At 74.3% G+C, this 21,806-nt stretch carries 17 protein-coding genes and 1 pseudogene; 7 read left to right on the forward strand and 11 right to left on the reverse strand.

The features are described from left to right. Positions 1-84 precede the first annotated feature (84 nt). Positions 85-2,253 carry a SpoIIE family protein phosphatase gene (locus OG422_RS26910; RefSeq protein WP_405746521.1) on the reverse strand — a complete coding sequence of 723 codons (2,169 nt, stop codon included), beginning with the start codon at positions 2,251-2,253 and terminating at the stop codon, positions 85-87. Positions 2,254-2,527: 274 nt separating this feature from the next. Then, positions 2,528-2,992 (reverse strand): hypothetical protein, encoded by a 465-nt coding sequence (locus OG422_RS26915; protein ID WP_405746524.1) that lies wholly within the window; start codon positions 2,990-2,992, stop codon positions 2,528-2,530. 347 nt (positions 2,993-3,339) lie between these two features. On the opposite strand from OG422_RS26915, the gene OG422_RS26920 reads away from it, so the two are divergent. From OG422_RS26920 to OG422_RS26930, 3 genes are all read left to right on the forward strand, one after another. Further along, on the forward strand, positions 3,340-3,648 hold the full coding sequence (locus tag OG422_RS26920) for a trypco2 family protein (RefSeq protein WP_143941300.1): 309 nt from the start codon (positions 3,340-3,342) through the stop codon (positions 3,646-3,648). A 41-nt stretch (positions 3,649-3,689) separates the two neighbouring features. Next, entirely contained in the window at positions 3,690-6,443 is a 2,754-nt protein-coding gene (locus tag OG422_RS26925) for a trypsin-like peptidase domain-containing protein (protein WP_405748009.1), read from the forward strand. Between the two features lie 157 nt (positions 6,444-6,600). Next, positions 6,601-7,407, forward strand: coding sequence for a DUF6801 domain-containing protein (locus tag OG422_RS26930; protein WP_405746527.1), 807 nt, complete (start codon positions 6,601-6,603; stop codon positions 7,405-7,407). Between the two features lie 129 nt (positions 7,408-7,536). Here the strand turns inward: OG422_RS26930 and OG422_RS26935 are convergent. Both OG422_RS26935 and OG422_RS26940 read right to left on the reverse strand, forming a co-directional pair. After that, a pseudogene (locus tag OG422_RS26935) lies at positions 7,537-8,036 on the reverse strand (GrpB family protein); the annotation flags it as partial. Positions 8,037-8,150: 114 nt separating this feature from the next. Next, the gene (locus OG422_RS26940; RefSeq protein ID WP_405746530.1) at positions 8,151-9,797 is read right to left on the reverse strand and encodes an acyl-CoA dehydrogenase family protein; all 1,647 of its coding nucleotides are present in this window, start codon (positions 9,795-9,797) and stop codon (positions 8,151-8,153) included. 46 nt (positions 9,798-9,843) lie between these two features. Between OG422_RS26940 and OG422_RS26945 the strand changes: the two genes are divergently transcribed. Continuing rightward, the gene (locus OG422_RS26945) at positions 9,844-10,734 is read left to right on the forward strand and encodes a PaaX family transcriptional regulator C-terminal domain-containing protein (protein ID WP_405746532.1); all 891 of its coding nucleotides are present in this window, start codon (positions 9,844-9,846) and stop codon (positions 10,732-10,734) included. Between the two features lie 88 nt (positions 10,735-10,822). Here the strand turns inward: OG422_RS26945 and OG422_RS26950 are convergent, their stop codons facing one another. Both OG422_RS26950 and OG422_RS26955 read right to left on the reverse strand, forming a co-directional pair. Then, positions 10,823-11,164 carry a hypothetical protein gene (locus OG422_RS26950; RefSeq protein WP_405746534.1) on the reverse strand — a complete coding sequence of 114 codons (342 nt, stop codon included), beginning with the start codon at positions 11,162-11,164 and terminating at the stop codon, positions 10,823-10,825. Next, positions 11,161-12,348 carry a lactonase family protein gene (locus OG422_RS26955; RefSeq protein ID WP_405746537.1) on the reverse strand — a complete coding sequence of 396 codons (1,188 nt, stop codon included), beginning with the start codon at positions 12,346-12,348 and terminating at the stop codon, positions 11,161-11,163. Before OG422_RS26955 ends, OG422_RS26950 begins: the two co-directional genes overlap by 4 nt. A 335-nt stretch (positions 12,349-12,683) precedes the next feature. Between OG422_RS26955 and OG422_RS26960 the strand changes: the two genes are divergently transcribed. Next, entirely contained in the window at positions 12,684-13,769 is a 1,086-nt protein-coding gene (locus OG422_RS26960) for a tetratricopeptide repeat protein (protein WP_143941293.1), read from the forward strand. Here OG422_RS26960 and OG422_RS26965 read toward each other — a convergent pair. Next, a complete protein-coding gene (locus OG422_RS26965; protein WP_405746541.1) occupies positions 13,663-15,093 on the reverse strand; it encodes a lipase maturation factor family protein in 1,431 nt (476 codons plus the stop codon). The genes OG422_RS26960 and OG422_RS26965 overlap by 107 nt on opposite strands. Positions 15,094-15,506: 413 nt before the next feature. On the opposite strand from OG422_RS26965, the gene OG422_RS26970 reads away from it, so the two are divergent. Then, a complete protein-coding gene (locus tag OG422_RS26970) occupies positions 15,507-15,677 on the forward strand; it encodes a hypothetical protein (RefSeq protein ID WP_251076564.1) in 171 nt (56 codons plus the stop codon). 146 nt (positions 15,678-15,823) lie between these two features. Here OG422_RS26970 and OG422_RS26975 read toward each other — a convergent pair whose 3' ends face one another. Continuing rightward, the gene (locus OG422_RS26975) at positions 15,824-17,665 is read right to left on the reverse strand and encodes an alpha-L-fucosidase (protein ID WP_405746545.1); all 1,842 of its coding nucleotides are present in this window, start codon (positions 17,663-17,665) and stop codon (positions 15,824-15,826) included. 449 nt (positions 17,666-18,114) lie between these two features. Between OG422_RS26975 and OG422_RS26980 the strand changes: the two genes are divergently transcribed. Beyond that, entirely contained in the window at positions 18,115-19,272 is a 1,158-nt protein-coding gene (locus OG422_RS26980) for a glycoside hydrolase family 88 protein (RefSeq protein WP_405746548.1), read from the forward strand. Between the two features lie 93 nt (positions 19,273-19,365). Here the strand turns inward: OG422_RS26980 and OG422_RS26985 are convergent, their stop codons facing one another. From OG422_RS26985 to OG422_RS26995, 3 genes are all read right to left on the reverse strand, one after another. After that, positions 19,366-20,379 carry a zinc-dependent alcohol dehydrogenase family protein gene (locus OG422_RS26985; RefSeq protein WP_405746550.1) on the reverse strand — a complete coding sequence of 338 codons (1,014 nt, stop codon included), beginning with the start codon at positions 20,377-20,379 and terminating at the stop codon, positions 19,366-19,368. A gap of 115 nt (positions 20,380-20,494) precedes the next feature. After that, positions 20,495-20,965 (reverse strand): RpiB/LacA/LacB family sugar-phosphate isomerase, encoded by a 471-nt coding sequence (locus OG422_RS26990; RefSeq protein WP_251076563.1) that lies wholly within the window; start codon positions 20,963-20,965, stop codon positions 20,495-20,497. A gap of 64 nt (positions 20,966-21,029) precedes the next feature. Then, positions 21,030-21,803, reverse strand: a complete 774-nt coding sequence (locus tag OG422_RS26995; protein WP_405746552.1) for a triose-phosphate isomerase family protein — start codon at positions 21,801-21,803, stop codon at positions 21,030-21,032. Positions 21,804-21,806: the final 3 nt, after the last annotated feature.

Below are 21,806 nucleotides of genomic sequence, written 5' to 3' on the forward strand. Positions count from 1 at the left end.
CGGCCCGGCCCCGTACGGGGCCGGCCGGGGGAGCGGGCCAGGCCCCTACGGGACGGGCCGGGGGGCGGGGGCGCGGGGGCGCCCTCACCCCCCGTTCGTGGCTCCTTCCCCGTCCGTGGGACCCTCCCCGTCCGGGACCACGAACTCGCACCACAGTGCCTTGCCGGAGCCGCGGGGTTCGGCGCCCCAGGAGTCGGACAGCGCCTCCACCAGCATCAGGCCCCGTCCGGACGTGGCCGTCTCGCCGGGGCTGCGGCGCCGGGGCCACTGGCTGGAGCGGTCCTCGACCTCCAGCCGGATCCGCCGCGGTTCCCCGGGCAGCAGCTCCATCGTCACCAGCGCCCCGCTCTCCGTGTGCGTCAGCGCGTTGGCGATCAGCTCGCTCGCCGCCACCTCGATGTCGTACATCACCGGCCCGGCCCACCACTGGTCCACGGTGCGCCGCAGCGCCGACCGGACATCGGCGGCGCCCGACGGATCGGCCTGGTGCACATGGAGCCGCAGCCGCGGCACCGCGCGGGTGCCCGGGTCCGGCACCCGCCGCAGCAGCAACAGCGCCAGATCGTCCTCCGACCCGGGCGCCGACCACAGCAGCTCCGCGAGCTGATCGGCGAGCGCCCCCAACTCCTCGGGACCTGCCCGTACCGCCGCCGTCAGCGCGTCGATGCCGACCGAGATGTCCTGCCCCGGCTGCTCCACCAGACCGTCGCTGCACAGCAGCAGCGTCGAACCGGGCTCCAGGAACAGCTGCGTCTCGGGGAAGTGGTCGTGCCCGAACGCGGTGGCCACGCCGAGCGGCAGCCCGCCGCGGATCTCCGGCCAGTCCACATGCCCCAAGCCGTCCCGGATCAGCGGCCCGAGATGCCCGGCCCGCGCCACATGCAGCGCCCCCGAATCCAGATCCGCCTGGACGTAGGTGCAGGTCGCGAAGCGGTCGGTCTCCAGCTCGGCCAGGAACCGCGAGGCCCGCACCAGCACCGTCTCCGGCGGATGCCCCTCGCTCGCGTACGCCCGCAACGCGATCCGCAACTGCCCCATCACCGCCGCCGCGTGGGTGTCGTGCCCCTCGACGTCGCCGACCACCAGCCCCGTACGGCCCTGCGGCAGGGCGATCACGTCGTACCAGTCGCCGCCGATGTCGCGGCCCACGCTCGCCGGGTGGTACCGCACCGTCACCTCGCCGCCGGGGATCTCCGGCACCCGGCGCGGCAGCATCGTCGCCTGGAGGCCCGTCGCGAACTCCCGCTCCTGGTCGAAGAGGGTCGCCCGCTGCAACGACTGCGCCACCACACCCGCCAGCGCCAGCGCCAGGTTCCGCGCCTCGGCGGACTGCCCCGACGGCTCGTGGCCGAACAGGCCCAGCGCCCCGACGACGGTGTCCTGCGCCACCAGCGGCAGGAACGACGCGCTGCCCGGCGGCAGCATCTCCCCGTACGGGCGCAGCCGCGGGAACCGCGCGATCATCTCGCCGCGGGTGCGCAGAAAGCTGGGGCGCCGCGACGCCACCGTGTCGGACAGCGGCAGCGTGTCGTCCAGCCGCGAGCGCAGCATCTCCTCGGGCACGTCGCCGTCCAGTCCCGCCGCCGCGATCACCTCGAACCGGCCGCCCGCCACCAGCCCGAGGACCAGCGCGTCCGCCCCGAACCGCCGGGCCCCGCCCGGGCCGGTCAGCACCCGCGTCACATCGGCCACCGACATCGCCCGCGCCAGCGCCGCCGTGGTCTGCTGCACCATCACCGTCTGCCGCTGCCGCTCCTGCTGCAACGACCGCAGCAGCGCCGAGTCCGCCAGCTCGTTCGACGCCTCCCGCACCACCCCGATCACCCGGTACGGCATACCGTCCGCGTCACGCAGGATCCGGCCCTGGGAGTGCGCCCAGTGCGTCGTCCCGTCGCGGTACCGCACCCGGAAGTACGCGCCGTACGAGGAGGCGCCGTCCTGGAGCGCCAGCGACAGCACCCGGTCCAGCCGCGCACCCTCCTCCGGCGGGACCCGCGCGGACAGCGACAGCGGTTCGCCGTCCCATTCGTCGGCCCGCAGGTCGTACACCCTCAGCGCGCCGTCGTCGAGGTTCATGTGGCCGCTGCTCAGATCCCAGTCGAACGTGCCCATGAGATTGAGGTCGAGGCGGCGGCGCAGGCCGATCGGCTCATGGTGCGAGACGCCCGGCGCCTCCTCGGGCACCGCGCGCACCCCCGGGGCGGCCAGCGGGTCGTAGCGGCGGCCGGGATCCCCGCCGCTCCCGGCGGTCACCAAAGCGCCCGTCGCCCGGCTGCCACGGGCGTACGGAAAAGGGGGAGGGGCGGAGCCGCGGCCCGGTCCGGGCGGTGCGGCGCCGCGCGGACGAGCGGGCCCCGGGCCCGCGGCCGCGCGCCGTTGACCAGGGCCGATATCCACCGGGACGCGGCCATGCGCTCACCCTAGGCCGGGGTGCGGCCCGCCGCATGTCCCGCTGCCCCGGCCGGGGCATGCCCGTCAGCTTCGGGAAACGCGCCCGGCTCGCCCGGCCACGGGCTCCACGGCCGCGCTACACCGGCGCCCCCGCCCCCGCCCGCGCCCCGCCGACCGGCGTCGTGGTGCGGATCCGGTGTGCGCGGGTGGCCTTCCGGGTGGCGACGTCGACGGTTTGAGGTGGACGCCGCTGGTGTAGTGCCCGCTCGTGAAGCCGTCGTACGGTCCGGCGCTGCCGTGCTTGCCGTTGTTCAGGTACGGGTGGTGGCCCAGGACGATCTTCCAGCGGGTCGCCGCGGGACGGGTCGCCGCCGCTGCCCGGTAGCAGCCCGGAGCAGTCGTGGTTGCCCGGCACCATCAGCACACCGAGCGCGGCGCCCGCCACCGCGCCGCCCAGCAGCGTTCGCCGGTTCACCCACGGCACGGTGCGGCCGGTCGTCCGCAGCGGCGGCGCGCCCTTCGCGGGCCGCACGGTCTCATCCCGCAGCCACTGATCCTCGGTCATGTCCGCCCGCGGCGGGATCAGTTCGTGGTCGCACATGCCTCGCTTTTTACTCATGGGCAACGGGGCCGATGGTGAAGGTTCGATGAGGGCGAAGTGGACTTACATACGACACCGAGTGCCGAGTGCGGGAGTTCTCGGTGCACTCGGTGCCATATGGGTCGAGGGGTGCGCGGTCCGCCGCCGACCGTGTCCGGTACCCGGCGCCGCCAACGGGCAGGCCGGGGCCGCGTACCCACCCGCCCCGCGCCCGGCGTGCGCCCCCTGCCGCGCCCGTACGCCGCCGCGCCGTCCCGCTTCCGAAGCGGCCGAAGGAGCGCTGTGCGGCGCCCCACCGCGCCACTACAGTCCTGGCCAACCGGTGTGCTCGGCGAAGGGGGCGTGGCGTGATCGAGCTGTCCAGTGTGATCAGGGATCTGCGGGACGAGCTGGAACAGGCGGTCGCCGCGGCCGAAGGGGAGGCGCTCCGCTTCGAGTTGGGGACGATCGAGCTGGAGGTCTCGGTGGCGCTGGAGCGCACCGGGCACGCGGGGGCGAAGGTCAAGTTCTGGGTGATGGAGACCGGCGCGGACGCGACCGTCGCCACCACCTCGACCCAGCGCCTCACCCTCGCCCTGCGGCCGACCCTCACCGGCCCGGACGGTTCGGGCTCCTCGGCCTATGTCGCCGGAACCGCAGAGCCCGACGAGTCGTGAACACCGGGGCGTACGCGCCGGGCGGCCCCGACCCCCGGCGCGTGGTCCAGATCCTCACCGAACGGAGCGCGGGGGCCCCGTGGCGGGGATCGGGCTACCGGGTGAGCGACGGCGCCGTGCTCACCGCCGCACATGTGGTCAGCGACGCCGCATCGGTCCGGCTGCGCTTCGTCACCGAGGACGGCGGCACGGCCGAACTGCCCGGCGAGCCGGTCTGGACGGACACCGGCATCGATGTCGCGGTCCTGCGGATCGTGGACGGGACGGGCCTCCCCGGCGGCCCCTCGGTCCCGCCGGTGCGGTTCGCCCGCATCACGGCGCCCGTGGCGTGCGAGGCGTTGGGGTTCCCCCGCTTCCGGCTGCGCCGCGACCCCGCGGCCACGGAACGCGCCGGGTCCCGGTACCGCGACACCCACCACGCCCGCGGCTCGGCGACCCCGTTGTCGTATCTCCGTGCCGGTCTCCTGGAGATCACCGTGGACGGGCCGGGGCACGACCCGGACCATTCCCCGTGGGAGGGCATGTCGGGCGCCGCGGTGTGGAGCGACGGCTGTGTGATCGGGGTGGTCAGCGAGCACCCCGAAGGCGACGGGCCCGGCCGCCTCGCGGCGAGCCGGGTGGAGCGCTGGTACCCGCTGCCCGAGGACCGGCGCGACGCGCTCCACGGCCTGATCGGCCTGCCGGCCGGCGCCGACGCGCTCACCGCCCTGCCGACGGCCGCCGAGGCGGACGCACCCGAGCCGGACGATCCGCCGGAGGTGCGGGCGGCCGCCGCACGGCTCGTCCGCGATCTGGACCAGCAGTGGCGCAAGGAACAGGAACAACGGAAGGTGCACCACCCCTTCCCGCTGAACGTGCGCTTCCGGTGCACCCCCGCCCGGGACCTGTTCGACCACTGGGAGAACATCCGCGAGGACCCGTCCGCCACGACCGCGGCACCGCTCCCGCTGGACGGCGGGGTCACGCAGATCGCGGCGGTCCACGCATCGGTGCCGTCCGGCCGCCTGGTGGTGCTCGGTGAGGCCGGTTCCGGGAAGTCGGTCCTCACCCTGCGCTTCGTCCTCGACCGGCTCGCCACCCGTAAGCCCGGCGCACCCGTACCGGTGCTCTTCGGCCTGGGGTCGTGGGACCCGTCCACCGTCTCGCTGCGCGACTGGATGAGCGGCCAACTGGTGCGCGACCACCCCTTTCTCGCCACCCCCGACGGGCACGGCGGGACCCTCGCCGGTGCCCTCGTCGACGCGCGCCGCATCCTGCCCGTGCTCGACGGCCTCGACGAACTGGCCGAGGGGCTGCGGCCCCGGGCGCTCGGCGTCCTGCGCGGCACCACCCTGCCCCTGCTGCTCACCAGCCGCCCCGACGAGTACCGCGCGGCCGTGGAAGGCACCGGTGTGCTCGGCAAGGCAGCCGTCGTCGAGCTGTGCCCCCTCACCGTCGACGACTACGGCTCCTACCTGCGCCGCGCCGCCGGACCGCCCGCGGGGGGCGACCCGGACAAGCACGGGTGGAAGCCGGTCCTGGACAAGCTCCGGGAGGAGCCGCCCGCCCCCGGCGCGGCCCACCTCGGCGCGGTGCTCACCACCCCGTTGATGGTCTCCCTCGCCCGCGCCGTCTACAGCGACATCCCCGGACGCAACCCCGCCGAACTCCTGGACACTGCACGCTTCAAGGGCCCTGCGGCCCTGCGGGCCCACCTCCTGGCCGCCTTCCTCCCCGCCGTCTACGACCGCGCACCGGACGACCGCGCCGCCGAAACCGGGCGCCGGTGGAAACCCGAACGCGCCCGGAAGTGGCTCGGCCACCTCGCCGCGGATCTGCACGCCCGCGGTACGCGCGACCTCGCCTGGTGGGAGGTGGGCCTCACGGTGTCCCGCGCCACCCGCATGCGCGTGATCGGCTTCCTCGCCGCACTCGCCTTCGGCCTGACCACCGGGATCGGCAACCTCCCGGTGGACCTCGTCGCCACCGCGCACGGCCCGGGATTCGCGTCCGCCCGCGGCCTCCTGGTCGGCCTGCTGCACGGTGCCGTCGTCGGACTGGTCTTCGGGATGGTGTACGGCCGCCTCGCCCGGGGGACACCGGTCACCCCCTCACATCTGCGCATACGGCTCTTCGGCGGGGGCCGGGAGCGGTCCGCGCCGTTCGGCCGCCGGTTCCTGCTGGGCGTCGCGTTCGGGGTGCCGACCGGGCTGGCGCTGGTGCTGGCCGACCGGTGCGTGGTGGCGCCGCTCGGATTCGACGACGGACTCGACGGCGGGCCCCTGGGCGCGGTCCTGCTCCCGCTCCAGCTCGGACTGGGCGCCGGGCTGGTCCTCGGCGTCATGACCCGCGTGGAGGTGCCCCTCGCCACCGATACGGCGGTCAGCGCCGCGGACCTGCTGCACACCAACCGCCGGAACGTTGTCGTCCATATGGTGGTGTGGCTGCTGGTGTTCGGGATCCCCGGTGGGTTCGCCGCCGGGCTCAGCCAGGGGCCGGTCCGCGGGGTGCTGGCCGGGCTGGTCTTCGGCCTTGAGGGCGCCTTCGGCGGCGGCCTCGGATACGGGCTGAGCTTCACCGCCTGGGGCCAGTGGGTGGCCCTCGCCCGCATCTGGCTGCCGCTCACCGGCCGCGTGCCCTGGGCCCTGATCGCCTTCCTGGACGACGCCCGGCGGCGCGGCGTACTGCGCCGGGCCGGTGCGGTCTACCAGTTCCGCCACGCCAGCCTCCAGGACCACCTGGCTCACGACTTCCGGGAGCAGCACCCCTCGCGGGCGCCGGTCCCGGAACCACCCGCCACCGGACAAGCGTCCTGATTGCGGGAACAGCCGGTCATCTCGTACCGACCGGATCACCGACGCACCGACCCACGGGGGGTGGCACATGGCCGCCGGGCACAGCACACCGACACCGACGACAGGTCCGGACTGGAAGCGGCGCCGAGGGGCGGGTGCGCGGCGCGCGCTGTGCCCGGTGGTGGCCGTCGCGGCCACCGTCGCCGCCGTGGGGGCGGGCGGCGCCCCGGCGGCGGCCGCGCGGCCCGCCGCGCCCACGCTCGTGTACACCTGCCAGATGCCCTGGATCGGTGAACAGCAGGCCACGGCGCGGATCACTACGGATATCCCGGGCTCGGTTGCGGTCGGCGCACGCAGCCGGGCGTTCCCGATCGGCGCCACGACACCGGTGGCCGCAGGCATCACCTCGCTGCTCGGCCGGGTCGGGGTGGTGAGCGCCGAGGGGACGGTGACCGCGCGGATCGGCGTGGCCGCGCCGCAGGGCGACCGCCAGGTCACGGTGGCCCTCACCATCCCCCGGACCGCCGTCCCGGCATCCGGCCCCCTGGTCCTGGCGGCGCACGGCACCGCGCCCGCGTTGGCCTTCAGCCGCCCGGGCCCCGGCCGGCTCACCGCCGGTGACCTCGTGCTGCATCTCGTCGGACGGGCGTCGGACGGCAGCGTGCGGGGCGTGATCGACACGCGGTGCACGCCGTCGGGCGGACGGCCCGTCGCCATCGCCTCGTTCACGATCACGCGGGCCCCGGCGGACCCGGGACCGTCCCACACCCCCGGCCCGGGCCCGGGGCCGTCCCGCCCCGCCGACGGAGGCGCTGACGGGAGGAGTCCGGCGGGCCACCGCCCGGTGCCGGGTTCGCCCCCGGGCACCGGTCAGGACTTCGGCTTCGTGGCCCTCCCGGCCGTCGGCACGCTCGCCGCGGGCGTCGCCGCGTGGTGGGACGGGGTCCGGCAGAAGCAGGGCCATGCGGCCGGCGACGGATCCTGAACACCGTGGCCCTGCCCGGCGGGTGTCCGCCCGCCTGTGCCGGGTTCCGTCTCGGGACGGCGCCCACCCCGTCGCCGCCGCCCACCGCTCGGCCCCGAGCATCAGTGCCTCGGTGGCCGGTTCCTTGATCTGGCCGTGGGCGGCGAGGTCCGGTACCTGCGCGGCAAGCCGCTGTTTGAACGTGCCCCAGGCCCGGCGGGCGGCGGCGTCCGCGCGCAGGTGGTCGCGGAAGAGCAGCGCGTACCGGGCGTTGGGCCCGCCGTGCTCCCGCAGATGGATGGTGCACCGGCGGGCGCCGACGGGCGGGGCGAAGACCAGTTTGCGGCAGCGGTGGCCGGACGAGACCTCGGTGCGGTTCCACGGCTCGGGGCGGCGCTGGAACCCGGTCGCCGCCAGCAGCGCCGTGGCCCGCTCCGCGCACTCCTTGTCGAGCGGCGCCGTCCGCACCTGGATGCCGAGGCAGTCCTTCGCCGCCAGACCGGTACGGAGGTGGGGCCCACATGGTCGACCGCGACCGCGAGGTCCCCCAGGAGGGCCCGCAGCCGGACGGCGTGCTCGGTGAACTCCCGTGGCCAGCACGGCCGGTAGGCGACCACGGCCACCGGGGCGGTCTCATCGTCGAAGGGCATGGACGGACGCTACCGCCCCGGCGGCCGCGCGGGTCCCCCGTGTGCGCCCCGCGGGGCCGTGTCCGCCGGGCGCACTCCCGTCCGCCGTCGTCCGCCTCCTACGCCGCCCGGGCCTCAGTGCGCGTCACCGGGACGGGTGCGCTCCAGGATCGCCGTGAGGTCCGTGCCGGGTGGCAGGGTGCCGAAGGCGTTGCCCCACGCCCCGTCCAGCCGGGAGGCGCAGAACGCGTCGGCCACCGCCGGGGAGCTGTACCGCACCAGCAGCGCGCCCTGGAGCACCAGCGCCATCCGCTCGGCAACGGTGCGGGCCAGCAGCTGCGCCCGCTCCGGGTCGGCCAGCTCGCCCAGCAGCTTCCGCAGCCCGGCGGCGGCGGCGTCCAGCCGCCGGTCGGCGCCCGCGGCGGCGTCGATCTCCGCGAAGTAGGCCTCCAGGGCTTCCGGTTCGCGCTGGAGCGCCCGCAGCACGTCGAGGGCCGCGACATTGCCCGAGCCCTCCCAGATCGACAGCAGCGGCGCCTCCCGGTAGAGCCGCGGCATCCCGGACTCCTCGACGTAGCCGTTGCCGCCCAGGCACTCCAGCGCCTCGCCGACATGGGTGCTGCCGCGCTTGCACACCCAGTACTTGGCGGCCGCCAGCGCCAGCCGCCGCAGCGCCGCCTCCCGCGCGTCCCCGGCCTGCGAGCGGTCCACGGCGGCCGCCAGCCGCATCCCCAGCAGCGTCGCCGCCTCCGACTCGACGGCGAGATCCGCGAGGACCGACCGCATCAGCGGCTGGTGGTCCAGCGCCCGGCCGAACGCCCGCCGGTGCGCGGTGTGGTGCAGCGCCTGCCGCAGCCCGGCCCGCATCGCGGCGGCCGACCCCAGCACGCAGTCCAGGCGGGTCATGTTGACCATCTCCACGATGGTCCGCACCCCGCGCCCCGGCTCACCCACCGGCCAGGCCACCGCCGCCTCGTACTCGATCTCCGCCGACGCGTTGGAGCGGTTGCCGAGCTTGTTCTTGAGGCGCATCAGCCGCAGCCCGTTCCGGCTGCCGTCCGGCAGGACGCGCGGCAGCAGAAAACAGCTGAGACCCTCCGCCGTCTGTGCCAAGGTCAGGAAGACATCGCTCATCGGCGCGGAGGTGAACCACTTGTGGCCGGTGATCCGGTAGCTCCCGTCGGCGGCGGCCACCGCGCGCGTGGTGTTGGCGCGGACGTCGGAGCCGCCCTGCTTCTCCGTCATCGACATGCCCGCGATCAGGCCCGACTTGGTCAGCGGCGGCCGCAGCCCGTAGTCGTAGCGGCAGGCGGTAAGCAGCGGTTCGTACGCCGCCGCCAGCTCGGGTGCGGCCCGCAGCGCCGGGACGGCGGCGTACGTCATCGACACCGGACAGCCGTGGCCCGGCTCGGCCTGGGACCAGAGGTAGAACTTCGCGGCGCGCACCAGATGGGCGCCGGGCCGGTCGTCCGCCCAGGGCGCGGCGTGCAGCCCCTGCTCCACGGCGACCGTCATCAGCTGATGCCAGGCGGGGTGGAACTCGACCTCGTCGACGCGGTGGCCGAAGCGGTCGTGGGTGTGCAGCCGGGGCGGCACCTCCTCCGCCCAGCGGGACTGCTCCTGGACGGCCGCGGTGCCCGCCAGCGCGCCCAGTTCGGTCACCTCCCGCTCGCCCCATCCGGCGCCTTCCCGGCGCAACGTCTCCAGCAGGGCCGGCTCGTCCGCGGCGGTGAAACCGGTCAGCGGCGGCGGCTGATTCACGACTTCATGAGTGACGGTCATACCTCGACGTTACAGTTGTACGACAAGCGTGGAAAGGATGTAATGAATGAACGGCGCGGACGGCTGTGACGGCACCCGCGGGGCGGCCCCCACGGGCACCCTGCGGAGCGCGGCGGACGATGCGGAGGACCTGGGGGTACGGCCGCTCACCGCGCGCTCCGTCGTCCTCAGCACCCTCCTCGGAAACCATCCGGCGCAACTGCCGGTCCGCGCCCTCGTCCGTATCGGAGAACTCTTCGGCATCGCCGAGGGCACGGTCCGTGTCGCACTCTCCCGCATGGTGGCCGCCGGAGACCTCACCCACGCCGACGGGGACTACGCCCTCACCTCCCGGCTGCTGGCCCGCCAGCGCCGTCAGGACGACAGCCGCACCCCGCGCACCCTGCCGTGGACCGGTGTCTGGGAGATCGCCCTGGTCACCGGCGAGCGCCGGACCGCCGCCGAACGCACCGCGCTGCGCCGCGCCATGGACGGGCTGCGCCTGGCCGAGCTGCGCGAGGGCAGCTGGCTGCGCCCCGCCAACCTCGACCGGCCCCGCCCGGCCGCCGCCGACCAGTGCACCTGGCTCACCGGCACCCCCGACGGTGACCCGGTCGCGCTCGCGGGAAAGCTCTGGGACCTCGACGGCTGGGCCGCCCGCGCCCGCGACCTCGACGCCCGGCTCGGCGCCGCGGATGACCCCGCGCACCGCTTCACCGTCGCCGCCGCGGCCCAGCGTCATCTGCTGACAGACCCGCTGCTGCCCGCGGCCCTGCTGCCCGCCGACTGGCCCGGCGGCGCCCTGCGGCAGAGCTACGACGCCTTCGTCGACCACCTGCGCGATCTGCTCCGCCACTACCTCTCGCCGGTCGCCGCCCCCACGACGTCCGGCTCCGGGACCGGTCCCGCGGGCGCCGTACGGTCCGGAGCCGCCGGGGCCCGCCGCCGGACCTCGTAGCCCACCAGCACCACCGCCACCGTGACCAGGCTCAGCCAGAACTGCGAACGGCTGTCGGGCAGCACCGCCATCGCGGCGGCTCATGCGCTCAATCGTTGATGACCAGGAAATCGACGGCGGCGGCCAGTGGTTGGGGCCAGTCGATGAAGATGCGTGTGAGCACGCCGTGGTGGTACGGCACAAGGTTCAGGACGCTCATTTTCGCGGAACCCATGAACTTCGGTGCCCCCGGTTTGTCCGCTGGGTATTCTGCGATGGAGGCGAATACGCGCGAATCCGGTGTGAGGGGTGTGGGGCCTCCGAGCAGGTCTGGATCGGCAACACCTTTGAGGAGCCCCAAGTCGATTCGTGCGGCGAAGGATTGCGAGCCGATCACTGTGGGCCGGACATCGTCCAGTGAAACTTTCCGCGGCGCGGCGGGCCCGCTCACCGCGGCAGTACGCACACCGCGGCCGCCGCCACGAACGGCTCCCCGCGCCGCACCAGCGCACCGGAGTCCGCGTCGACCGCGAACACCGTCACCGTCCCCGACTTCTGGTTCGCCGCGAACAGCAGCCGCCCGTCCGGCGAGAAGGCGATCTGCCGCGGGAAGTCGCCGCCCACCGGCACCGTGTCCAGCAGCCGCAGCCGCGCCCCGCCGTCCTCGACCGCGTACCGCGTCAGGCTGTTGTGCCCCCGGTTGGCCAGGAACGCGAACGCGCCGTCCGCGGTGACCAGCAACTGCGCCGGATAGCTGGTGCCCTCGCCGGTCCCGGTCGGCTGCGGTTCGCCCGGAGTCAGCCGCCCGCTGCCCTGGTCGTAGCCGCAGACCACCACCGTGTTGTCGACCTCGTTCGCCAGATACGCGAACCGGCCCGATGGATGGAACGTCAGATGCCGCGGCCCCGCCCCCGGCCGCAGCGCCGCCCGCGCCACCTCGCTCAGCGTCCCGGCGGACGTGTCCAGCCGGTAGGTGTAGACCGTGTCGGTCCCCAGGTCCACCGCGAGGACATGGCCGCCGTCCGGGGAGGTGACGATCTGGTGCGCGTGCGGCCCGTCCTGGCCGGGGCCGGGCGGCGGCGCGGAATGGGTGACGAGATCCGTCCGCTCGCCCAGCGAACCGTCCGCCGGGTCGATCGGGTGCACCGCCACGTTCCCCGACGTGTAGTTGGCGCTCAGCAGCCAGCGGCCGCCCGGGTGGACCGACAGATGGCAGGGCCCGGCGCCGCCGGTGGGACGGCTGCCCAGCACCTTCGGCGGCCCCTGCTCCGGCAGCGCCAGCGCGGTCACCGCGCCCTCCTGCTGCTCGTCGACCGCGTAGAGCGCCGTGCCGTCGGGGGAGAGGGCCAGATACGACGGGTCGGGAACGCCGCCGACCGCGCCGGTGGAGGTCAGCGTGCCGTCCGCGGTGTACTCCGCGAGGATGACACCGGCGCCGCCCGACGAGGTGTACGTCCCCAGGAGCACGGGCCGCGCCGCCCGCGGTCGCCGGGCGTCCTCCCGGCCCCGGGCCTGCGCCGGGGTGGCGTCGCGGCCGGTCAGCGCCGTGCCCCCGGCCGTGACGGCCAGCCCGGCGGCGACGCCCCCGAGAAAACGCCGACGGCCCAAGCCCGGCCCCGTCCCTGCTGCGCTCATGCTCCACCTCGGTATCCGGCGACCGCGGCCCGCGGACCGTACAGCACCCGCGGATGGACGGGAGTCAGCCTGACCCGGACGGCGCGGCGCGGCAAGGGGACGGCGGGCCGCGGGGGAGCGCGGACCGGGGCCACCGGAACCGACGGGCCGTCATCTGCGCTCGGTGTTCCCTCTGTTGGGCGGGGGACCACCCGTACATCGCGGTGATGACAGGAGGGGCAACGCGTAGCACTTCAGAGGTACATGAGGACGGGCACTGCGGCGGATTCGGGCTACAGGCCCGACTTCGTAGCCTTCGTGATCAAGACGGATCACGAAGGAGAGGGCACCGCGACATGTACGGCAAGGCATTCGCCCCCGAGTACCAGGGCGCGCTGGGCGCGAAGCTCGGCGTCAACTCCTCCTACGAGGAGGTGCTGGCCGCAGCCGTGCGCGCCCGCGCGGAGGCCCAAAGCCCGCTGGAGCGGGCCCGCGCCGCCCTCGCGGCGGGCGAGGCCAACCGCCGCCTGGGCCGGGTCGAGGCCGCCGGTGCCGCCTGGCGCGACAGCTACCGCAACGCCCGGGAGGCGGGCGACAGCGGCGCCATGGGCTGGGCGCTGTGGAGCGGCGGCACCCTCGCCCGGCAGTGCGGTGCGCTGCCGCTCGCCCGCCGTCTGCTCACCCACGCCGTCGCCCTCGCCGACGGCGCCGACCGGCTGGCCCACGGCTACGCCCTGGCCGGGCTCGCCGAGACCGGCCGCATCCAGGGCGACTACGCCGCCGTCGCCGACCTCCACGAACAGCTCCTGGCACAGGCGCGGGCCCACGGCGAGCCCCGCCACGCGGTCTGGGCGCTGTCCGGCATCGCGCAGATGCACCGCAACACCGGCGACCTCCCCAAGGCGCTGGCCCTCTTCGAGGAGTGCGTCGCCATCGCCGCCGCCGCGGATGACAGTCGCGGCCACGCCTGGTCGCTGCGCGGCGTGGCGGACGTCCGCTCGGCGCAGGGCGAGACCGACCCCGCGCTGGAGCTGCTGTCCGAGGCGGAGGCGATATGCCGCACCATGGACCTCGCCGCCGCCCTCGCCTACAACCACAAGATGCGCGGCAACGTCCTCTTCCGCGCCGGGCGATACGGTCAGGCACGGAAGATGTACGCCCTCGCGCTGCGGGAGTTCACGGAGATGGAGGAGCCCCGCGGCCGCGCCCTGGCCGCGCTGGGCCTGGCCAAATCCCGCTCCCGGATCGGCCGCGACCACGTCGAGACGCTCGCCGAACTCGACGTGCTGGAGCGGGAGCTCCGCCGCATCGGACTGCGGGAGGCGCTGCGGACGCTCACCGCCTTCCGGGACGAGGTGACCGCGCGGTGGGCGGCAGAAACAGACGGACTTCTCGACGGTGCCACCATGCGCCTGACTCCCGTAGCTCGCGCCACGTCGTGAAGCGGTACTCGAAGAGCCGGGCCCGCACACGCAGCGGCGGGGCGTCCGGGAACGGATTGCCGCGCAGCAGCCGCAGCGTGTCCCGGTCGCCCACGAGCAGCCGCTCCACGAAGCCGCCGAACCAGCCCGCGGCGTAGCCCGGCGACAGCGCGGCGAACCACATCAGCCAGTCGAGCCGCAGATGGTAGGGGGCGAACTGGCGCGGCAGCCGCCCCACCTCGCCCGGCTTCCCGCGGAAGAGGTACTCCTTCCACACCGTGTCGGGCCCGTCCACCGCCGACGCCGTCCCCTCCACCACCACCTCCCGCCGCACCCGGGTGACACTGCCGAAGGCGCCGTACGAGTTGACCAGGTGCAGCGGTTCGTACGAGGTGTTCATCCGCTGGCGGCGGGCGAGGAGGTTGCGGGCCGGGCGGTAGCTGAGGACCAGGACCCCGGCGGTCAGCGCGCAGACCAGGACGGTGAACCACACCGGGGCGCCCGCCGGGAGCGGCGGCGAGGCGACCCAGGGGCGGGCCCCGGCGGCGACGGAGAGGGCGAGCGCGAGGGTCAGCCAGTTCAGCCACGCGAAGTTGCCGGAGAACACCAGCCACAGCTGCGTGACGGCCATCGCCACCGCCGCCCACCCGGCCACCGGCTGCGGGGTGAACAGCAGCACGGGCAGCGCCAGCTGCGCCACATGGTTGGCGGCGGTCTCGACCTTGTGCAGCGGGCGCGGCAGACGGTGGAAGAACCAGCTCAGCGGACCCGGCATCGGCTGCGTCTCGTGGTGGTAGTAGAGACAGGTCAGATCGCGCCAGCAGCGGTCCCCGCGCATCTTGATCAGCCCGGCGCCGAACTCCACCCGGAACAGCAGCCAGCGCAGCAGCCACATCACGAGGACCGGCGGCGCGATGTCGTCGTTGCCGAGGAAGACCGCCAGCATCCCGGTCTCCAGCAGCAGCGACTCCCAGCCGAAGCCGTACCAGGTCTGACCGACGTTCACGATCGACAGATACAGCACCCACAGCACCGCCCACAGGGCCATGGCCACGCCCAGCGGCACCGCGTCGGCGGCGCCCGCGGCCACCGCGGCGGCCAGCAGCGCCCCGCCCCACGCCCACGTGGCGAAGAACCGGTCCGAGTAGTGCAGATGGAAGACGGACGGCGCGGCGCGGAACGGTACGCGCGCCACGAAGCGCGGCACGGGCAGCATCCCCCGCGCGCCGATCAGCGCCCGGAACTGCCGCGCCGCGGCCACGAACGCGGTCAGATAGACGAGGGCCAGCAGCCGCTGGAAGACCAGGCGGCCGAGCCAGTAACCGGAGTCGGTGAACCAATCCACCCGCCCAGGGGTAGCACCACCCGGCGCCGCCCTGCGGGCAGACGCTCCGGCCGCCACCCGACGCGCCGGTACGTCCGGGCGGTGGTCCCCGGACGGACCGGCGACGGTCATCCGAATGGCGGGCCCCGCCGGGCGGCCGCGGCGCCCGCCGGCCGCCCCGTCCGGGCCGATGACCGGGGCCGACGCGCCGCGGACGGAACCCGTGCCAGGGGCAGGAGGGGACGAAGCCGCCGGGAAAAGTCGCGCGTGAGGGGTGAGGTGTCGTTAGGGTGGGGGACGACGGACGACCCTCCTGGGAGACGCCAACACCATTTGGCCCGTCGCGGGAACGCCACAAACCCTGGCCGACCTCCCGGTTTGTGAACGAGGCGCCACCGCGTCGGAATCCATATCTCTGAATGAAGGAGTGCGTGGTGGCATTCGACAAGACGCAGTACAAGGAGCCCCGCTCCAAGCAGCGCGAACGTCCCGGCCGCATCAAGGAAGTCCGCAACCTTGAGGTGTGGGGCCGCTGTGCTCCGGTCCGGCTCGCCGGCTGTGACGAGGAGCCCGTCGAGCCGCACATCTTCCGCGGCATCGACTGACCCGGAGTACCCGTCCGCCCCCGGATCCCGGGGTGCGGAGGGGGTCCCGGCACCGCAGCACCGCCCGCTCCCGGCCGGGAGCGGCGCGCGACGGGGAGCGGCAGCGATCCGGCTGCCGCTCCCCGTCGCCGTGCAGGTCCCGGGCGTCAGCGCCCGTCCGGGTACAGCTGGCGGCTCGGCACGATCTGCTGGGACTGGCTGGGGCTCGACCACAGCAGCTTCATATGCGCCTCGCCGGAGCGCTGGGTGTGCTCGATCCGGATGCGGTGCCGGTGCCCGGCCGTCAGCCGCACCGTCGCCCGGTCGACGGCCACCTCGTGCGGGGTGGCGTGAGCGATCACCAGCCGGCCGTCGATCCACAGGCGTACGGTGTCGTCGGAGACGGTGGTCAGCGTGTATGTCTCGTCGTAGCGCGGCTCGATCCGGCCGCTCCAGCGGGTGCTGAACCGGTCCGCCGGGATCCGCGGGTCCGGGGAGCCGTCGAAGCGGTACGACTTGTTGACCGTCGGGTCGACGCCGGACACCACCGGCGCGCCCGCGAAGGCGTCGTTGTCCCAACTCCGCGCCCACAGCCCGGTACCGTGCCCGGCGGGCGCCGCCTTCGGGGGCGTGATCGCCAGCCGGATCACGGCCGGGAGCGGGCCGGGCGCGGGGCCCGTCGGCGTCAGGTCGTAGCCGTCGCCCCTGGGCGTGACGGTGACCGGCCGGTCGCTGCCCAGCACCCGCGCACCGGTGACGGTGAACGGCGCCCGTGCCGCCAGATGCAGCGCACCGCCCGGCTCCGGCCAGGAGGCGACCGAGGCGTGGAGGGCGTCGCCGAGCCGGGAGACCGTGCCCCACGACGGTTCCGCGACGAGCCCGGTGTACCCGGCGCCGTACACCGCGGCGCCCTGCCCGTACGCGGTGAGCCAGCGGCCGGTCTCCCGCAGCCGGTCCAGGGATGCCTGCGGAACACGGCCGCGGCGGTCCGGGCCGACGTTGAGGAGATAGTTTCCGCCGCGGCTCGCCGCGGTCAGGAGGTTGGTGACGAGCGTGGCCGGTGACTTCCAGTGGGTGTCGTAGCGGGCGAAGCCCCAGTGGTCGTTGAGCGTCATACAGCTCTCCCACAGCTGACCGGCCACCGGCTCGTCGGGGATCTTCTGCTCCGGAGTGCCGAAGTCGCCGTCGGTCACCCCGCGTTTGCCGACGCGGTTGTTGACGATCAGGTCCGGATTCAGCCGGTGCAGATACGCCTGGAGATCGGCGCCGTCGCGGCGGGACCAGCGGTTGACGGGATCGTCGGCGTCCCAGTCGCCGTCGAACCACAAAAGCGCCGGGTCGTAGCCGTCGACCAACTCCTTGAGCTGCGCGTACATCCGCTTCTTGTAGCGCGGGAAGGTCGCCGGGTCGGCGAAGTCGGGGTCGTGCCAGTCCCAGATCGAGTAGTAGAAGCCGAGCTTGATCCCGGCGGCGTCGGCGGCGTGCTTCAGCTCGGCGAGGAGGTCGCGGTGCGGATCGAACGCGGAGTGGTCGCGCAGGTTCCAGGTGTTCTGCCGCGTCGGCCACATGGCATAGCCGTCGTGGTGCTTGGTCGTGATGACGAGGTATCGCTGACCGGCGTCCTTGGCCGCCCGCACGAGCGCCCGCGCGTCGAAGTCCGCCGGGTCGAAGGTGGCGGCCTGCCGTTCGTACGCGTCGGTCGGGATCTTGCACTGCCGCTTGATCCACTCCGCGTCGCGGCAGACGGTGCCGTCGGGCCGGGTGTACTCGCCCTCCAGATTCGAGTACGCGCCGAAGTGGACGAACATGCCGAACCGGTCCTGCCGCCACCAGGAGGTGCGATCGGCGGTGAACGGATCGTCGACCGCGTGATTCACCCCGGGCCCCGAGCCGCCGCCCCCGGGCCCGCGCCGCGCCGCCGCCCCGGCGGGTAAACCCGCGGCCAGCAGCAGCGACCCCAGCAGCCCCAGCACTCCCCACAGCCGGACCGATCCGATGCGGCGTCCCATCGCGGGCTCCTTCACTCGGTGGATGACTCCGACGGCCGCCGTCCCCTGGACGCACCGCCCGCCGTACCACCCGCATGGTGCAGCGGAGCTGGCGCCACGGGAAGCCCTGGGATCGGACAAAGGTCGGAGCAAATCGGGGGTGAGGGAGGGGAGTTACGGGGTGTCGGGACAGGAGGGCGAAGAGACCTCGGATCTTCGGGGGTGGGGAGGGCGCCGTTCGACCGCTCCCGTCCGGCCCCTTCCCCGGCGTGGGGTTCGCTGTCACCATGACAACGCTTCCCATGAACGAACAGCGTTCCCGTACGTGAACGGGATGGGTCGCGCCGGGCCGCCCCGTACGCTCCGCCCGGCCTCGTCCGCGGCCCCGCGCCGCCCCGTCCGGGCAGCTCCCGGCCCCGGCCCGTCCCGTGGTGCTCGTGCTCGATCGTCGTACCCGGAAGGGGTGTGTCATGGAACGTCGGCACTTTCTCGCCACCGGCTCCGTGCTGGCCGTCGAGGGTGGCCTGTCCCCGTTCGCGGCCGGTGGCGACCGCGCCGCGGCGCCGGACCGGGCGGACGCGGGGGGCGGACTGCCCCCGCGGGCCGAGATCGTCGCGGTGCTGCGGCGCGTCGCCGATCACTGGATCGGGGCGCACACCGACCCGGGCGACAACAAATGGGCCCGCGCCACGTTCTTCAGCGGACTGCTCGCCCTGCACCGGCTGACCGGCGAGCCCCGTTACGCCGCGTACGCCCGCGGCTGGGCCGAGAAGCACAGCTACGGGCTGAACGACGGCGTCACCACCCGTCACGCCGACAACCAGTGCGCGGGGCAGGCGTATCTGGACCTGTACGGGCTGGACCGCGCGCCGGACGAGGCGAAGATCGCGGCGCTGGACGCGTCGGTGCGCGCGATGGTCGACTCCGCGGCGGTCAAGCACGACGACTGGTGGTGGGACGACGCGCTGCACATGGCGATGCCGCCGTTCGCCCGCCTCGGCGCGGTGCGCGGCGACGCCGCCTACGCGGAGGCGATGCACACCTTCTACCTCCACACCCGCAACGCCGAGGGCGGCCCGGGACTCTTCGACGGAGCCAGCGGGCTCTGGTACCGCGACAAGCGCTTCCTGCCCGGAGGGATCGTTTCGCCTGACGGCAAGCCGGTGCTGTGGTCGCGCGGCAACGGCTGGGTGGCCGGGGCCCACACCAAGGTGCTCGCCGTGCTCCCCGCCGACCACCGGCACGTGCCCGCCTACCGCGCCGCGCTCACCACCGAGCTGCGCGCGCTCCGCCGCATCCAGCGCCCCGACGGCTTCTGGAACGTCAACCTCGCCGACCCCGCCCACCTGCCGGGACCCGAGACCAGCGGCACCGTCTTCTTCCTCCACGCGACGGCGTACGCGCTGCGCACCGAACTCGTCCCGGCCCGCCTCTTCCGCCCGGTCGCCGCCCGCGCCTGGCACGCTCTTGTCACCCACGCCGTGCACCCGGACGGCTTCCTCGGCCACGTCCAGCCCGAGGGCGACCGGCCGGAGTCGGGCCAGCCGGTCGGCCCCGACAGCACCGCCGACTTCGGGGTCGGCGGCTTTCTGCTGGCGGGGACGGAGTTGGCGGCGTTGGTGGGATAGGGGGAGAGGCCGGGCCGGTGTCGCGACGGTGGGGCGGCACCGGCCCGGCGCCTGCCGGTCAGCGGGCGTCCGGCGTGCGGGTGCGGTGGGTGGTCAGCCGGCCGCACCGTTCGGGACGATCTGCAGCTTGCGACCGGTGCCCTTCTTGAAGGTTTCCAGGGCCTCGGCGTACCGGTCGAGGCCGAAGCGGTGCGTGATCATCGTTTCGGAGTCGATGACGCCCTTGCCCAGCAGTTCCACGGCGCGGCCGTAGCTGTGCAGGATCGCCATGCTGCCGACGATGCGGATCTCGTCGTTGTAGATACGGAACGGCGAGAACCGCGCCTTCTCCTGGTCGGGGGCGCAGCCGAACTGCTGGAAGGTGCCGCCGCGGATGGGCCGGGTCAGACCGTCCTCGATGGCGCGGATGTTGCCGGTGCAGTCGGTGACGACCTGCCAGCCGCGCGGGTGGTCGTCGGTGAGCGCGTCCGCTGTGGTGGCGACGGCGTCGGCGCCGAGTTGGCGGGCCACCGCGAGCCGGTCCTCGTTGATGTCGACGACCGATACGGAGGCGGCACCGGCCCGCTGGGCGACCTGGAGGTAGAGCAGGCCCATGGTGCCCGCGCCGTAGATCAGGAAGTTGTCGCCGAGCCGCGGGTCGACGATGTCGAAGCCGCGCACGATCGTCGACAGTGGCTCGATGAGCGGGGCGTGCTCCAGGCGGACGGTCTCCGGCAGCCGGTAGAGGTTACGGACAGGGACCTTGACGTATTCGGCGCAGGCGCCGTCGACGGTGATGCCGATGGTGCCCCACTGCTCGCAGAGGTTGCCGCGGCCGATGGAGCAGAAGTGGCAGGCGCCGCAGTAGAGGGCCGGGTCGGCGGCGACGGCGTCGCCCTCCGCGTAGCCGCTGACGCCCGCGCCGACCGCGACGATCTCGCCGGAGAACTCGTGGCCGGGGATCACCGGGTACCGGGTGGGCCCGAACTCGCCCGCGAGCATGTGCACATCGGTGCCGCACAGCCCGGCGGCCGTGACCTTGACGACGACCTCGCCGGGGCCGGGCGTGGGGTCCGCGACGGTGGTCACGGACAGCTTGTTCGGTTCCTCGATGACAACTGCGCGCATGGTCGTTACCGCCTTTCGGAAGAGGTGCGGGAGAGGGTACGGGGGCTCCTGGGTGGGCGCCGGGGCGGGGATCCGCCGTCGTGGTCCGATCCGGTCTCCGCCCCGGCCCCGGCGGTCAGGCCGTGAGGAGGTTGCGGGACTCGACCTGCCTGATCTTCTCGACCTTGGGCGCCGAGCCGCCGCCCGCGAACTCCGAGACCAGCCAGTGCTCCAGGCAGACCAGCGCGGCCTCGACGCCCATCGTGCGGTTGCCGAAGCAGGCGATCTGCGCGTCGTTGGACTTACGGGCGCGCTCGGCGCTGTAGCTGTCGGGGATCTGCGCGGCGCGGATGCCGGGGACCTTGTTGGCGGCGATGGCCATGCCGATGCCGGTGCCGCAGATCAGCACGGCGCGGTCGTGGTCGCCGCGTGCCACGCTCTGCGCGACGCGCTCGGCGACGTCGGGGTAGTCCTCGGACGGGGCGGCGCTCATGTCGGTGAGGGGGTAGCCGCGTTCGGTGAGGTAGGCGATCATCGCGTCCCGCATGACGACGCCTGCGTCGTCGGCGCCGATGGCGATGCGGACGGTGTCCTGGGCGGTGGTCACGGTGTGCTCCTGAGGGGTGGGGCCGTGGGGCCGGGGGGATGCGGGTGGCGGCGGTGCGGGCCGGTCAACCGGCGGCGATCTCTTCGACGACCTTGCGCAGGCCCTCGGTGTCGTGCGCGAGACGCCCCAGGAACAGCCCGTCGACGGCGCCGCCCAGTTCGGTGTACGTCCCGGGGCCCGCGGTCCCGCCGTAGATCAGCCGGCCGCGGACGTCGTGGTCGCACAGCGCACCGCGGATCGCGTCGGTGACCGCGCGGACATGGCTCGCGGGTGCCGGTTCGCGGGCGCCGATCGCCCAGACCGGCTCGTACGCGATCACGACCTCGCTGCCGGGGACGGCGCCGGACAGGGCGGCGCGGACCTGGGTGAGCGTTTCCTCGGCGGCGCCCGCGAGGTCGTCGGCGCGGCGTTCACCGGCGCAGATGACGGGGACCAGACCGGCGTGGGTGGCGGCCCGGGTCTTGGCGGCGACCGTCTCGTCGGTCTCGCCGAAGTGGCGACGGCGCTCGGCGTGGCCGACCTCGACATAGCGGGCGCCGGTCTCGGCGAGCATGCCCGCGGAGACCTCACCGGTCCAGGCGCCGCTCTCGGCCCAGTGGACGTCCTGGGCGCCGTAGCCGATGCCGGTTCCGGCCAGCAGTTCGCGGGCGTCGGCGAGCGCCGGGAAGGCCGGGAGGACGAAGAGGTCGACGGGGCGGGGGAGCGCGGCCAGGGCGTCGCGGAGCGCGGCCACCTCCGCGAGCCAGGCCCGGGTCCGCGCCAGGCCGAAGTAGAGCTTCAGCGAGACGCCGACCACCGGGCGCGGGCGCACGGCGGACGTCGAGTTCTCAGGGATCACGTC

The organism is Streptomyces sp. NBC_01525, assembly GCF_045040405.1.
In the GTDB taxonomy this organism is placed as follows: domain Bacteria; phylum Actinomycetota; class Actinomycetes; order Streptomycetales; family Streptomycetaceae; genus Streptomyces; species Streptomyces benahoarensis.

What these genes read in the sequence shown, in the direction of transcription:
- OG422_RS26945 (WP_405746532.1), top strand. Translation starts at nt 9,844, where the DNA reads ATGAACGGCGCGGACGGCTGTGACGGCACCCGCGGGGCGGCCCCCACG.
- OG422_RS26960 (WP_143941293.1), top strand. Translation starts at nt 12,684, where the DNA reads ATGTACGGCAAGGCATTCGCCCCCGAGTACCAGGGCGCGCTGGGCGCG.
- OG422_RS26980 (WP_405746548.1), top strand. Translation starts at nt 18,115, where the DNA reads ATGGAACGTCGGCACTTTCTCGCCACCGGCTCCGTGCTGGCCGTCGAG.
- OG422_RS26955 (WP_405746537.1), bottom strand. Translation starts at nt 12,348, where the DNA reads ATGAGCGCAGCAGGGACGGGGCCGGGCTTGGGCCGTCGGCGTTTTCTC.
- OG422_RS26975 (WP_405746545.1), bottom strand. Translation starts at nt 17,665, where the DNA reads ATGGGACGCCGCATCGGATCGGTCCGGCTGTGGGGAGTGCTGGGGCTG.
- OG422_RS26915 (WP_405746524.1), bottom strand. Translation starts at nt 2,992, where the DNA reads ATGTGCGACCACGAACTGATCCCGCCGCGGGCGGACATGACCGAGGAT.
- OG422_RS26985 (WP_405746550.1), bottom strand. Translation starts at nt 20,379, where the DNA reads ATGCGCGCAGTTGTCATCGAGGAACCGAACAAGCTGTCCGTGACCACC.
- OG422_RS26940 (WP_405746530.1), bottom strand. Translation starts at nt 9,797, where the DNA reads ATGACCGTCACTCATGAAGTCGTGAATCAGCCGCCGCCGCTGACCGGT.